This window comes from Acidimicrobiales bacterium, assembly GCA_040219515.1.
GTDB lineage: Bacteria > Actinomycetota > Acidimicrobiia > Acidimicrobiales > Aldehydirespiratoraceae > JAJRXC01.
The window spans coordinates 285,412-298,636 of sequence record JAVJSI010000005.1 but is presented as its reverse complement, the minus strand read 5'-3'; the positions used below and the strand labels follow the sequence as shown (position 1 = coordinate 298,636).

At 69.0% G+C, this 13,225-nt stretch carries 14 protein-coding genes; 9 read left to right on the top strand and 5 right to left on the bottom strand.

The window, feature by feature from the left end; translation table 11 throughout:
* Positions 1-2 precede the first annotated feature (2 nt).
* Both RIB98_04015 and dxs read left to right on the top strand, forming a co-directional pair.
* Positions 3-839, top strand: coding sequence for a phosphatase PAP2 family protein (locus RIB98_04015; protein MEQ8840124.1), 837 nt, complete (start codon positions 3-5; stop codon positions 837-839).
* 65 nt (positions 840-904) lie between these two features.
* A complete protein-coding gene (dxs, locus tag RIB98_04010) occupies positions 905-2,773 on the top strand; it encodes a 1-deoxy-D-xylulose-5-phosphate synthase (GenBank protein MEQ8840123.1) in 1,869 nt (622 codons plus the stop codon).
* On the opposite strand, the gene RIB98_04005 is transcribed toward dxs, so the two are convergent.
* Positions 2,764-3,405: a NifU family protein gene (locus tag RIB98_04005; protein MEQ8840122.1), complete on the bottom strand. Its 642-nt coding sequence runs from the start codon at positions 3,403-3,405 to the stop codon at positions 2,764-2,766. The genes dxs and RIB98_04005 overlap by 10 nt on opposite strands.
* 28 nt (positions 3,406-3,433) lie before the next feature.
* Positions 3,434-5,155, bottom strand: coding sequence for an ABC-F family ATP-binding cassette domain-containing protein (locus tag RIB98_04000; GenBank protein ID MEQ8840121.1), 1,722 nt, complete (start codon positions 5,153-5,155; stop codon positions 3,434-3,436).
* Between the two features lie 30 nt (positions 5,156-5,185).
* On the opposite strand from RIB98_04000, the gene RIB98_03995 reads away from it, so the two are divergent.
* From RIB98_03995 to RIB98_03985, 3 genes are read left to right on the top strand one after another with little or no spacing between them, the layout of a single operon-like run.
* The gene (locus RIB98_03995) at positions 5,186-5,956 is read left to right on the top strand and encodes an SGNH/GDSL hydrolase family protein (protein MEQ8840120.1); all 771 of its coding nucleotides are present in this window, start codon (positions 5,186-5,188) and stop codon (positions 5,954-5,956) included.
* Positions 5,957-5,980: 24 nt separating this feature from the next.
* Complete coding sequence (locus tag RIB98_03990; protein MEQ8840119.1) at positions 5,981-6,691, top strand: crotonase/enoyl-CoA hydratase family protein; 711 nt, start codon at positions 5,981-5,983, stop codon at positions 6,689-6,691.
* Positions 6,692-6,742: 51 nt separating this feature from the next.
* Entirely contained in the window at positions 6,743-7,078 is a 336-nt protein-coding gene (locus RIB98_03985; GenBank protein MEQ8840118.1) for a glutaredoxin domain-containing protein, read from the top strand.
* A gap of 20 nt (positions 7,079-7,098) precedes the next feature.
* Here the strand turns inward: RIB98_03985 and RIB98_03980 are convergent, their stop codons facing one another.
* Complete coding sequence (locus RIB98_03980) at positions 7,099-8,019, bottom strand: transglycosylase family protein (protein MEQ8840117.1); 921 nt, start codon at positions 8,017-8,019, stop codon at positions 7,099-7,101.
* A gap of 136 nt (positions 8,020-8,155) precedes the next feature.
* Between RIB98_03980 and RIB98_03975 the strand changes: the two genes are divergently transcribed.
* Both RIB98_03975 and RIB98_03970 read left to right on the top strand, forming a co-directional pair.
* Positions 8,156-9,172 (top strand): ferrochelatase, encoded by a 1,017-nt coding sequence (locus RIB98_03975; GenBank protein ID MEQ8840116.1) that lies wholly within the window; start codon positions 8,156-8,158, stop codon positions 9,170-9,172.
* 98 nt (positions 9,173-9,270) lie between these two features.
* Complete coding sequence (locus RIB98_03970) at positions 9,271-9,579, top strand: hypothetical protein (protein ID MEQ8840115.1); 309 nt, start codon at positions 9,271-9,273, stop codon at positions 9,577-9,579.
* Between the two features lies 1 nt (position 9,580).
* Here RIB98_03970 and RIB98_03965 read toward each other — a convergent pair whose 3' ends face one another.
* Positions 9,581-11,062, bottom strand: a complete 1,482-nt coding sequence (locus tag RIB98_03965; protein ID MEQ8840114.1) for an MDR family MFS transporter — start codon at positions 11,060-11,062, stop codon at positions 9,581-9,583.
* 128 nt (positions 11,063-11,190) lie between these two features.
* Here RIB98_03965 and RIB98_03960 point away from each other — a divergent pair, with 128 nt between their 5' ends.
* Complete coding sequence (locus RIB98_03960; GenBank protein ID MEQ8840113.1) at positions 11,191-11,979, top strand: ParA family protein; 789 nt, start codon at positions 11,191-11,193, stop codon at positions 11,977-11,979.
* Positions 11,969-12,250 (top strand): hypothetical protein, encoded by a 282-nt coding sequence (locus RIB98_03955; GenBank protein MEQ8840112.1) that lies wholly within the window; start codon positions 11,969-11,971, stop codon positions 12,248-12,250. Before RIB98_03960 ends, RIB98_03955 begins: the two co-directional genes overlap by 11 nt.
* Before the next feature lie 9 nt (positions 12,251-12,259).
* Here the strand turns inward: RIB98_03955 and RIB98_03950 are convergent, their stop codons facing one another.
* Positions 12,260-13,168 (bottom strand): PD-(D/E)XK nuclease family protein, encoded by a 909-nt coding sequence (locus RIB98_03950; GenBank protein ID MEQ8840111.1) that lies wholly within the window; start codon positions 13,166-13,168, stop codon positions 12,260-12,262.
* Positions 13,169-13,225: the final 57 nt, after the last annotated feature.

The window sequence follows — 13,225 nt, the reverse complement described above, 5'->3', positions numbered from 1 at the left end:
TCATGCCTTCTCCGACCAGTACCCCCGCGCCGTCCACGGCTGACACCGGTATCCGGTGGTGGGTCGAGGGCCTCATCACGCTGGGCTTCTACGTGGTCTATTCGGCGGTCCGGAACCAGTTCGGTTCGGCTCTCGGCGGCAACATCCTCGACCGGTCGTTCGACAACGCGATCAAGGTCATCGATCTCGAGAAGGCACTCGGCCTCTACCACGAGGAGTGGATCCAGGCCCGCTTCCTCGACATCGACCCCTTCATCGTGTTCTGGAACGTCTTCTACGGCTCGTTCCATTTCGTGGTGACCATCTTCGTGATGGTCTTCCTTTTCCTGCGGTTTCCCCAGCGCTACATGTTCATGCGCTCGGCCCTCGCCGCCACCACAGCCGTGGCCCTCTTCGGCTTCGCATTCTTCCCGCTGATGCCGCCCCGGCTGTTGTCGGCATGCCAACCCCAGTCCTCGTACGGCGCGTGCGAACTCGACCACGCTTATGTCGACACGCTCGTCGACCCGGGGGGGCTCTGGTCGTTCGAGTCCGGCACCATGGAATCCATCTCCAACCAGTACGCGGCGATGCCCAGCCTCCACATCGCCTGGGCGACCTGGTGCGCGGTCGGCCTCTACCCGGTGCTGAAGCGGCGATGGGCCCGGCTCTCGATCGCCGCCTACCCCTTCATCACCCTGTTCGCCATCATCGTCACCGCCAACCACTACTGGATCGACGCCATCGGCGGACTCGCCGCGCTGGGGTTCGGCTTGCTGGTCGCGCGACCGCTGTCGCGGTTGCTCCCGGGCCGCGTCCTCCATGAGCCCGAGCCTGCGGGTACCCTGGACGCCGGGTAACGGCTGCGGCACGCGCCGCCCGGGTCTCGCCAGAGGCACCTCGCCCATCTCTCGCCAGAGGCTTCATGTTGCTCGACGCCGTCAACGGCCCCGAAGATCTCCAAGGACGCAGCTTCGCCGAACTCGGCGATCTCGCCGAACAGATCCGCCACCAGGTCATCGAAGCCGTCAACGAGCACGGCGGCCACCTCGGCTCGAACCTGGGTGCGGTCGAACTCACGATCGCGTTGCACCGGGTGTTCCGCTCACCTCACGACGTCATCCTGTGGGACACCGGTCACCAGACCTACGTCCACAAGATGCTCACGGGACGGGTTCGCGACTTCGCCGGCCTACGCGAGGCCGGGGGCCTGTCGGGTTACCCCTCGCGGGCCGAGTCCGAGCACGACTGGATCGAGAACAGCCACGCATCCACCGTGCTGTCCTACGCCCACGGCCTCGCCACTGCGTTCCACGCCACCGACGCGCGACGCGAAGTGGTGGCGGTGATCGGCGACGGCGCGCTCACCGGCGGGATGGCGTTCGAGGGACTGAACAATCTCGGCCACAGTGGACGCGATGTCGTGGTCGTGCTCAACGACAACGGCCGTTCCTACGCTCCGACCGTCTCGAAGCTCTCGGAGAGCCTCGTGAAGATCCGCAACAACCCCACCTACATGCGCCGTCAGGCCAAGATCGAGGAGATCGCCGAGCGCATCCCGTGGGTCGGCGAACAGATCGGCCGAGGCGTCAAGATGTCAAAGGCGGCCATCCGCGAGATGTGGGAGCCATCGGCGTTCTTCGAGGATCTCGGCGTGCGCTACATGGGCCCTTTCGACGGCCACGACATCGCCTCGGTAGAGGAAGCCCTCCAGAACGCGAAGGAGTTCGAGGGTCCGGTCGTCGTCCACGTCCTCACCCAGAAGGGGCGGGGCTACCTGCCCGCCGAGCAGGACGACGTCAAGAACATGCACGACGCAAAGCCGGGCCTCGCCGACACCGGCTCCAAGATGAAGGAGGGCAGCTACACGGCCGCGTTCTCCGAAGCCCTCGTGAAGCTCGGCGACCAGCACCCCGAGCTCGTGGCCATCACCGCGGCGATGCCCGACTCCACTGGTCTCATCCCCTTCCGTGAGCGCTTCCCCGATCGCTGCATCGACGTCGGCATCGCCGAACAGCATGCCGTCACTGCGGCGACCGGCATGGCCATGGGCGGTCTCCGGCCACTGATCGCGGTCTACGCCACCTTCCTCACTCGGGCGTTCGACCAGGTGAACCTCGATGTCGGCCTCCACGGACAGCCCGTGATCTTCTGTCTCGACCGGGCCGGCATCACCGGCCCCGACGGTGCATCCCACCACGGCATCCTCGACCTCGTCCTGCTCACGAAGGTCCCCGGGATGACCGTCTTCGCGCCGTCGAGCTATCAGGAACTCCAGCAGATGATGGACGACGCCATGGGCCTCACCGATGGGCCCGTCGCCATCCGCTGGTCCCGGGGAAAGGCCGCCCACGTACCCGACCACGAGGTCGGTGCCGGGCTCCACGCCCGCAAGATCCGCGCCGGCGACGGTTCTGTCGCTCTGGTCGGCTTCGGCCAGATGCTCGGTGCCACGTTGGGCGCCGCCGACCTGCTCGCCGCCGAGGGCATCGATGCCACGGTCTACGACCCCCGCGTCGTCACCCCGCTCGACCCGGCCATGATCGAAGACATCGCCGGCCACCGCGCCGTCGTCACCATCGAAGACGGACTCCGTATCGGCGGGGCCGGCGCCGGAGTGCGCGACGCGCTGGGTGAGCGAGACGCCGACTGTCGGGTCCGGGTACTCGGTGTGCCCACCGAGTACGTGCCCCACGGCAACCCCGACGACATCCACGCCGGCTTCGGTCTCGACGCCGCGGGTATCGCCGAGAGCGCCCGGCGCTCGCTGCAGACGAACCGAGATCAGCTGTAGTAGGGGTTCTCGCCCTCGTCATGGTCGGTCGTGTCGACCACTTCGGTGATCTCGGGGATCGCCTCGAGGATCGCCTTGGTGATGCCCTCGCGCAGCGTGGCGGCACTCATCGCGCACCCCTGACATCCGCCGCCCATGGTGACGAAGGCCTTCTCGCCCTCGACCCCGACGAGTTCGGCGAATCCGCCGTGCGAGGCGAGCGCGGGGTTGATGCGCTCCGCCAGCAGGATCGTGATCTTGTTGGCCGCATCGCCGGTGAGTTCGAGCTGACCGAGCTCACCGAGCGGGTTCGGCCGGTTCGGGTTGCGGATCACCAGCCCGCCCTGACCTGCGGTCGCCGGCAGGTCGAGTGTGGCCCCGGTCAGGGCGGAAACGCTGGCTGCGGGCACGATGATGGAGAGCCCGTCGTCGTCGCGGACGTGGTCGTCGTCGGCCGCCTCGGCCACCGGTTCGAGCGAGAGGTCGTAGGTGTAGTCGACCCCCGACGCGCCGGTGACCTCGACCCGCAGGCCCAGGCTCTCGCCATCGTCCTCCTTGGCCCGGATCTCGAGCACGGTGGCGCGGGCCGCATCGGTGACGATGAGCACCTCGTCGGCGCCGGATTCAGCCTCGGTGGTGACGGTGTCAGTCATGACGTTCAGGGTAGCGACGTGGTCCCGGTCATCGGTTCTCGAGCTCCTCGGAGAGCTCCAACCAGCGTTCCTCCGCCGCCGACAGCTCCGCATCACAGCCGGCGATGGCCTCGCCGACCTCCGCCAGTCGAACATGATCGGTGCCCGCGTCCGCCAGTTCGGCGTCGAGTTGCTCTCGCCGCTTCTGCAGTCGACCCATGGCCTTCTCGGCTGCTTTGACGTCGTGACGAATGGTGCTGTGGCTGCGCCCACCGGTGCGGACCGCCGGTTTTCGAGGCTTCACCGACGGCGTCGACGTCGTCGTTGCCACACTGCCCCGGTTCCCGGAGGTGGACCGGTCCTCGAGCCACTGCTCGTACCCGCCGGGCCAGCGCTGGGCCCGCCCGTGATCGATCACGAGCACATCATCGACGGTGCGATCGAGGAAGGTCCGATCGTGGCTCACGACCACGACGGCGCCGGGCCAGTCGTCGAGGAAGTCCTCCAACGCCCGCAGCGTGTCGAGGTCCAGATCGTTGGTCGGCTCGTCGAGCAGGAGAACATTCGGCTTGTCGGCCAGCGTCAACACCAGCTGGATGCGACGTCGTTCGCCGCCCGAGAGGAGCTCGATCGGCGAGTGTTGCGTGTCGCTGTCGAACCAGAAGCGCTCGAGCAGCGCCATGTCCCACCAGTCGGGCTCGGCCCCGTCGCCCGCCATCAACTCCCGCACCTTCGCGGTGGGCGGCAGCTCACGGCCTCGCTGGTCGTGCAGACCGACCTCGGCCGTCGGACCGACGACGACCTCGCCGGCCAGCGGCGCTCGGCGGCCGGCGATCACGTCGAGCAGGGTGGACTTGCCGCTGCCGTTGGCACCGACGATGCCGAGCCGTTCGCGACGGTCGAGCAGGAGATCGAGTCCGGTGACGAGCGGTGCGGCCCCCGCGAAGCCGACGGTGACGTCGTGGAGCTCGACCACCTGGTCGCCCAGACGGGGGGTGCCCTCGTGGAGCCGCTTGAGATCGAGGTCGCCTTCGCGGGCCGCGGCCTGCGGGCCGCCCTGAATCAGTTCGTTGGCCCGGTTGATGCGGGACCGGCTCTTGCGGGTGCGGGCCTTTGCTCCCGTGCGCAGCCAGGCCAGCTCCCGTCGGGCGAGGTTGCGACGCGTGGACTCGCTGGCCGCCGCCCGCTCCTCGCGGGCCGCCCGTCCCTCGAGATAGCCGGCGTAGCCGCCGTCGTGCACGTAGGCCGACCCGCGGTCGAGTTCGAGAATGCGGGTCGTGAGCGAGTCGAGCACCTTGCGATCGTGGGTGACCAGAACGAGGCCGCCCCGAAATCCCCGCAGCTCGCTCTCGAGCCACTCGATCGCGTCGACGTCGAGATGGTTCGTCGGCTCGTCGAGCACCAGCAGATCGGCATCGGCGACCACGGCCTGCGCCAGAGCGACGCGCTTTTCCTGGCCACCCGACAACTCGGTGGTGGACCGGTCCATGAGATCGCCCACGCCGAGGCGGTCGAGCGCGGCCTCGCCGCGCCAGCCGCCGCCGACCGCGTCGCGCACGGAGCCCTCCGGCAGCTTCGTCACCTGATCGACCACGGCGATGCTGGCCTCGCGACCACGTCGAATCGTGCCCGACTCCGGTTCCCGGGTGCCGGCGATGACGGAGAGCAGTGTCGATTTGCCGGTACCGTTGATGCCCACGACCCCCAAACGGTCGCCATCTGACACCGTCACCGACACGTCGCTGAAGAGCGGCCGGTTCGGACGGCTCATGCTGACACGCTCGATGTCGACAAGGATCACGTGGCGCAGACTAAGCCCCTTCCGCAGAAACCCGATCACCATCCGGTGATCGCCGCGCTCCACGAGCGCGAGCCCTGGACACCGCGACCCTTCACCCGCACGATCAGCGTCGTGAGCCGCGGCACGCGCCAGGTCGCCGAGCAGGTCAACCCCCGCGAGGCGCACTGGCGAGATATCGCGGCCGACGCACTCGCCGGCGAACTGCCCCTCTGGGTCGTGCTCGGCGACTCGATCGCCCAGGGCGTGGGGGCCAGCTCCATCTCGAGGAGCTGGGTCGCCCGCATCGCCGGTGCGCTCGAGGCCGACGGTCGCCCCCACGGCATCGTGAACCTCAGCCGGTCGGGCGCCCGCAGCCACCATGTCCGCGAGGAACAACTGCCGCTTCTCGCCGACGTCGAACGGCGCGCCGCCCTCATCACCTGCGGCGTCGGGTCCAACGACCTCATGCGCAACCCCCACCCACCCTCGGTTGCGGCCCGGCTGAACGAGCTGATCGACGAGTTGCCGACGCACGCGATCGTCTCGACGCTCCCCGCGCCGTCGGCCAGCCCCTCCGGGCGATGGGTGAACCGTTCGATGCGGCGATCCGCAGAACGTCGCGGTCTGGTGGTGGCCGATGTCGTGCCACATCTGATCGGTGGCCGAAAGGGGTGGGCGGCCGACCGCTTCCACCCGAGCGACCTCGGCTACCGCGCGTGGGTGATGGCGTTCTGCGACGCGCTCGACCTCGATCTCGCATCGATCCCCGACGAGTGGGAACCCGCGAGCTGAGGGTCGGGAGCTAGCGTCGACGCGATGAGCACCACTGATTCCGTCACTCTCGAACTCACCGACGACATCGCCGTCATCCGCATCGACGACGGCAAGGCCAACGCACTGGGCCACGCCGCCATCGACGGACTCGATGCCGCGCTCGACGAGGCCCGCGACGCCAGAGCGGTCGTGCTATTCGGCCGTGAGGGAAAGTTCAGCGCCGGGTTCGACCTCGCCGTGATGAAGGAGAGCCCGGAGGCCGCCCGGATGCTCATGAAGAAGGGCGCTGAACTCTGCATGCGTCTCTACGGCTTCCCGGCACCGGTGGTGGCCGGCTCCGACGGTCATGCGCTGGCTGCCGGCGCGTTGTTGTTGCTCTCCTGCGATGTGAGGGTGGCATCGGACAACCCGGGTCGTATCGGGCTTCCCGAAACGACCATCGGCATGCCGCTGCCCGTCTTCGCCACCGAGCTGGCCCGGGATCGGCTCTCGCGCCGACACTTCACCGCCGCGACCCTGCTCGGCACGGTCTACTCCCCCGATGAGGCGCTCGACGTCGGATATCTCGACCGGATCGTCCCCGTTGCCGAGCTGGAGGACACCGTCATGGAGACGGCGAGGGCCCACGCGGCGGCGCTCAGTCCCTCCGGCTTCCGGATCACCCGCGCCAACGCCCGTCGGGCCATGATCGACACGGTGATGGCGTCGCTCGAGGCCGACATGGACGCCCTCACCGTCAAGATCTCCGTATGAGACATGGGAGTCAGCGGGAAGAAACCCGACGGTCGACCGGTTCGAAACGACATGACTGACGCATCACCCACCGGCATCGACTTCTACTGGCGGCCGGGCTGCGGATTCTGCGCGTCGCTCGACCGGGGACTCACCAAGGCCGGCGTGCCGTTGCGAAAGCACAACATCTGGGACAGCCCGGCCGACGCCGCGACGGTTCGCGAGTGGGCCAACGGCAACGAGACCGTTCCCACGGTGGTGATCGACGACGTCGGTCTCGTGAACCCCTCCGCCGATGACGTCCTCGCCGTCCTCAGCAGGAAAGCGCCCCATCTGGTGCCCGAGGGCTGGGAACCTCCCCAACCCGGCCGGTTGGGGCAGGCCGCCCGCCGTCTTCTCGGCGGCTGAGTCCACCACCGGACACCGCCCTATCGGAGGTGGTGTCCGCACTCCCATGGCTGGTGCCCGCGACGGGCGTAGAGTTCTCGCGCCCGCGCGTCCTGCTCGGCGGGCGGCGCCGCGGCCGGATCACCGGTGCCACCCACGGTCTGCCATGTCGGGAAGTCGAACTGGTAGGCACCCCGATAGTTTCCGTCGGGCGAGACGGCCTGGTAGTTGTCGGACGACTCGCAGAAACGGAGCTGTTCCCACTTGTCCTCGGGAGCGATGCCGTAGCGGCCTTCCTCGATCGCGATGGCGGCGCGATCCCAGGCGTCGGCCAGCGGTTGGAGTGCGAGCTCCTCGGCGATCAGGGGGTCGATCCGCGCGATCTCGGACTCGAGGCCGGCGATGTCACTGCGAAGCCGGTCGGCCGTGGCGATGCTGTCGCGCACGTCGTCGCTCGCCAGAGCCTCGAGGCTCTCGAGCCGGTCGAGCGCGAGCTGCGATGAGTCCGCGTGGTTGTGCAGGAGATGTCGACGCCAACTCAACTCGGAGGCCGACTCGACGTTGACGAGGTACTGGAGTTCCCCGAGCTCCCCGCCGGAGACGAACGCCCGCACCGCAACCGTGCGGAGATGGTCTGCTGCGGCCTCGATCTGCGACGCGAGCAGACGTTGACTGTCGTCGAGTCGATCCCGTTCCTCGAGCTCCGCGGCCAGCAACGACTCCGCTGCGCTCAGCTGCGACAACAACGAGTCCCGCTCGTCGGACAGACGAGAGATCTCGGCGCGCACGACTGCCCCGGTGGGGATGCCGTCGCGCAGTTCCTCGATCTCGTCGGCCGAGGCGAAGGGACCGAACATCAACACGGCCCCGACCGCGCTCGCGACGAGCAGCGCGCCGCAACGGCGCAGCACGGGGCGGCGGGAGAGGAACCCGTCGGCAGGAGTGGAGGAAAGAAGACGCATCGCAGAAGACCCGTGGGCGGCGACGCGTGCGCGTCACGGCGGTCGTGAGACCGAACTCCACCCGGAGGACCCGTGGACCCTAGCCACAACACCGGCGCCGATGAAAGCCGCCACCACGCTCGGTAGTCTCGGGTCCGTGACCAGATTCGACGCCGTGCTTCTCCTGTCGTTCGGCGGCCCCGAGGGCCCCGAGGAGGTCCTCCCGTTCCTGCGGAATGTCACACGAGGTCGCGACATCCCCGACGATCGCCTGGCCGCCGTCGGTGCCCACTACGCCCACTTCGACGGCGTGTCGCCGATCAACGAGCAGTGCCGACGTCTCCGTCAGTCCCTCGCCGACGATCTGACGGCGGCCGGCCACGACCTACCCGTGTACTGGGGCAACCGGAACTGGCGACCGTTCCTCGTCGACACCGTGCAGCAGATGGCCGACGACGGCATCACCCGCGCCCTGGTCGTGGTCACGTCCGCCTACAGCTCGTACTCGGGTTGCCGCCAGTACCTCGAGGACCTCGACGCCGCCCGGACCCAGGTCGGGCCCTCCGCGCCCGAGGTCGTCAAGATCAGGCAGTACTTCGATCATCCGGGGTTCGTCGAGCCCTTTCGCGACGGCGTCCGCGATGGCGTCGCCCGACTCGGCTCGGGGGTCCCCCTCGTCTTCACCGCCCACTCGATCCCGATGGCGATGGCCGACGCCTCCGACTACGAGAAGCAGCTCAGGACGACGGCCGCCCTCGTGGCGGAGGCCGCGCCAGCATCGCCGTGGACGCTTGCATGGCAGAGCCGGTCGGGACCACCGACCGTGCCCTGGCTCGAACCCGACATCAGCGACCACCTGCGCGACCTCGAAGGGGCGGGACATTCCTCGGTCGTCGTCGCCCCCATCGGCTTCGTGTCGGATCACATGGAGGTGATCTGGGACCTCGACACCGAGGCTCAGGCCACCGCCGACGAGCTCGGAATGACCATGATCCGCACGCCCACGCCGGGGACGACACCCGATCCCCGGTTCGTGACCATGTGGCGTGAGCTGCTCGAGGAACAGCTCACCGACGGTCCGCGCCGAGCGCTGAGCGCCCTTCCGGCCCGCCCGACGCCGTGCGCGGCCGGCTGCTGCCCATCGGGGCGGCGCCCGCCCCCCGCCCCGGCCTGAGGACAACGGCGGCGCAGGTATCCACCGCTCATCGCGCGGGTGTTCGTAGTCTTCATCCCCAGAGTTGTCCACAGGGCCTTTCTGGGGAGGGCACCCGAGTGAACCACACGAGAATCACCACCGAGGCACTTCGCTACCGGCTGAATCTCGTTCGTCGACCGCTGCTCGATGGCACCGCATGGGATCTCGAGCAGCGGGCCAGCCAATCGGTCGCCGCGGCCGACCCGCTCGTCGACAGCGCCATTCGCCGTATCGCGACGGCATGGATCCGCGCCGGCTTCCGACCTGACGAGCTCTGCGAACCCTGGTCGGGCGCCGAGGTCGACGCCCTGTTCCAGCAATGTCCCGAACTCGTCGACGCGCTCGACGACATCGTGCGGGTCGCGACGCGTTCACTCGCCGCCTGACTCAGTCCTCGATCGTCTCGCGCAGCGGGATCTGCGGAATGGTGATCGCCACGAGCGTTGCGAGAACCGCGCCCCACGCGGCGATCGTGAACACATCGGTGGCCGCCAGCCGGAACGCGTCGGCGGCAAGGGCTTCGAGGTCGGGTTCGAGCGCACGAATGGTGTCGATGTCCGACCGCAAGTCGTCGACGCTCACCCCGGCGAGGCGATCCGACGGCACCAGCCGGCCGAGATGGTGCGACAGTCGAGCTGTGAAGAACGTCCCGGCGAGGGCCACACCGAACACCTGGCCGGAGTTGCGGGCGAACATCGCCATGGCGCTCACCACGCCGACGTCGCGATGGGGCACGGCGTTCTGCATCGCCAGCATGAACACCGGTGACCCGGCACCCATGCCGACGCCGAGGAGCGCACTCCCCAGCCACACCACGGGCAGCCGGGGGTCGGGGCCGAGTCCGGCCAGGACGAAGTAGCCGGCCGAGAAGACCGCACACCCGAGCGCGGGAAAGATCCGATAGTGGCCCGTGCGGGCGATGATGCGTCCGACGATGGTGCTGACGACCGCCAGGCCGAGGGTGGTCGGGAGGATCGCCAGACCGGCCTGGGTACTGCCGATTCCCAGGACCACCTGCAGCATCAGGGGAAGGAACGCCACGGTCATGAAGTTCACCGCGCCGATGAGGAACGTGGTCGCCGCACTGGACCGCACCACCGCGATGCGCAACATCGCGAGGGGCATGACCGGGTCGGATGACCGCAACTCCTGGGCGACGAACGCCACCAGGAGGGCGGCGCCACCGAGGAGGCCGATCACCACGATCGGGTCCCGCCATTGGAACAGGTCGCCGGCCACCGAGACCGAGAACACGAGCGCGCCATAGGAGACCACGAGGAGCACGGCGCCCGGCATGTCGAACGTGCGCCGTTCGAAGCTCGGGCGCATGGCCGGGAACGCGTCGCGCACGAACCACATCGACAACACACCGAAGGGAAGATTGAGCAGGAAGATCCAACGCCAGCTCGCGTGCTCGGCCAGGGCCCCGCCGAACACCGGACCGAGGAAGGAGGCGATCGTCCACACCGTCGGGGTCACCCAGGAGTAGCGGCCCCGCTCGCGGGCGGGCACGAGGTCGGCGATCACCGCGTGGGTCTGGCTGATGATCCCCCCGCCGCCGAGGCCCTGCGCGACGCGTGCGATGACCAGCACGGGGAACGACCACGCGATGCCGGCGAGGAGCGATGCCAGCGTGAACGCGGTGACCGATGACATGAACACCACCCGTCGCCCGCGGAGGTCACCCAACTTTCCGTAGAGCGGCACCGAGACGACGAGCGCGAGGTGGTACGAGACGAACAGCCACGCGACCTGGTCGAGACGACCGAGATCGTCGGCCACTTCGGGGGCTGCGGCACCCAGCGCCATGAGATCGAGCGCCGGCAACGCCATCGCGAGGATGAGCCCGGCGAGAACGCGGCGACTCACGAACTGGTGTTGCGAGGGAGGAGCACGCGCACGAGTGCACCACCTCCGGGGTGGTTCGTCACATCGGCGGGTCCCTTACCTGACGCCGGTCATGGCCCCGCACCGCTGGTGTTGGCTACGTTGTCGGCGTGCCAGTACTCGCGGTGGTCAATCAGAAGGGCGGCGTCGGCAAGACGACCGTCGCACTCGGCCTCGCGGCCACGGCCTGGTCACGAGGGATCGACGCTCTCGTGATCGACCTCGATCCACAGGGCAACGCCACGACGGGGCTGGGCGTGTGGGACCCGCCGTTCAGTGTCGACCAGGCCCTCGCCGAGGAACGCCCCGGCGCCATCGCCGGTCTACGGGTGACCTCGGGGTGGCCGACCGAAGGAGGCCGCCCGCCGTCGGTGGTGCCGGCCACCCCCGCACTCGCCGCGCGCGAACCCCAACTGCTCACCGACCCGATCGGTGCCAACGATCGGCTTGCCATCGCCCTCGAGGGTGTCGAGCACGAGGTCGTGATCATCGACTGTCCGCCGTCGCTCGGACTCCTGACGGTCAACGGACTCTTCGCGGCAGACCGCGCACTCATCGTCACCGAGCCCGGCGCCTGGGCATCGGACGGCGTCGGCCAGATCCTGCGAACGGTCGAACGCATCGCGGCGCGCCGGTCCGACCCGCTGACCGTGGCCGGTGTCGCCGTGAATCGACTGGGCCGCACCCGCGACGCCCGCTACTGGGACGAGCAACTGCGGGCCGATCACGGCGACATCGTGTTGCCCGCCGTGCACCTGCGCGCCGCCGTGCCCGAGGCATCCGCCGGCTCCCTGCCGATCCACGCGCTGGGCACCCGGGCGGGGGCGCAGGAAGCCGCCGCCGAGTTCGACCGACTCTTCGATCTGGTCCTCCCGATGGAGGTGGCCCATGGCCTATGACCCCCAAGCCCGCCGTCGTCGGCCCAAGCCCGCCCCGGCCGAAGCGGCGCCCGTCGATGCGCTCCTCGGCGATCGGCACACGCCGCTCGCGCCGAAATCCGTGCCCGACGATCCCCCGCCCGCGCCCGGCGTCACGCCGCAACCCGCCGACCCGCCGTCGGACAAGCTGCTGGTCAGCTCCGGGCTGGCCACGGCGATCGGTGCGCTCATCGCCCTGGTGACGCTGCGCCAGTTGTGGCGACGTCGACGCCCCACCACCAACGAGGACTGAACCGCTCGTTCAGCCGGCGGCCTGGAGATACGCCGCTTCCTCGGCGGCCTTGCCCTCGGCTCGCTTCGCGACGGCCTTTGCTCCTTCCGGGCAGCGGTCGAGATACGGGCACCAGCCGCAGAGTGGGCCGGTGCGGGGCTCGAACACGTCGGTCTCGCAGGCGGTGTTGATGTCGGCCCAGGTGGTCGCGAGTTTCTCCGTGACGACGTCGAGTTCCTTCCGGGTGACATCGATACCGACCGGGCGTTGGCCGAGATAGAGCAGGCGCGCCCGCACCGGCATCTCGCCGGAGTCGGCCTCGACGGCGGCGGCGTAGAGCAACACCTGATCGAGTCGGGGCCGCCGGAACCGTGGGGACGGTGCCTTGCCCGACTTGTAGTCGGTGATCACCAGACCATCGCCCTCCCGCTCGAGCCGGTCGACGATGCCCCGGAAGGGAACCCCGGCCAGGTCGGCTTCGATGTCCTGCTCGGTGGCAGCGACGTCGACGGTGGCGGGGTCCTCGAGCGCCCAGAGTCCCTCGATCGCCTGCCACGCCTTCCAACGGAAGTGGCGGCCCTTCTCCTCGTCGTAGCCCATGGCCGCGTAGTCGTCGGTCGCCTCGGTCTCGGGCCACTCCTCGCGTGCGATCAGCTTGGCCTCCTCGGGCGTGCGCTGATCGCCGGGGCGCTGCATGAGGAGCTCGAGCACTCGATGGGCGAAGCTCCCGGCCAGCGCGGCCTCACCCGGCGGATCGGGCAGACGATCGACGTAGCGATGCCGCCACCGGCGGGGACACTGCTCGAAGGTGCCGGCGCCCGACGGCGACAGCCGGGGCGGCGGCATGGGCACACCGACCTCACGCACGCCATCGCCGAGATCGATCTCGGCCGGGTCGACCGGGTCGGCGAGACCGATGGCGTCGGGATCGAGTTGCATGTTTGTAGTTCTACCTCACGGGTATGACAGTCGCATCGTTACGCTGCGGGGAGGGGA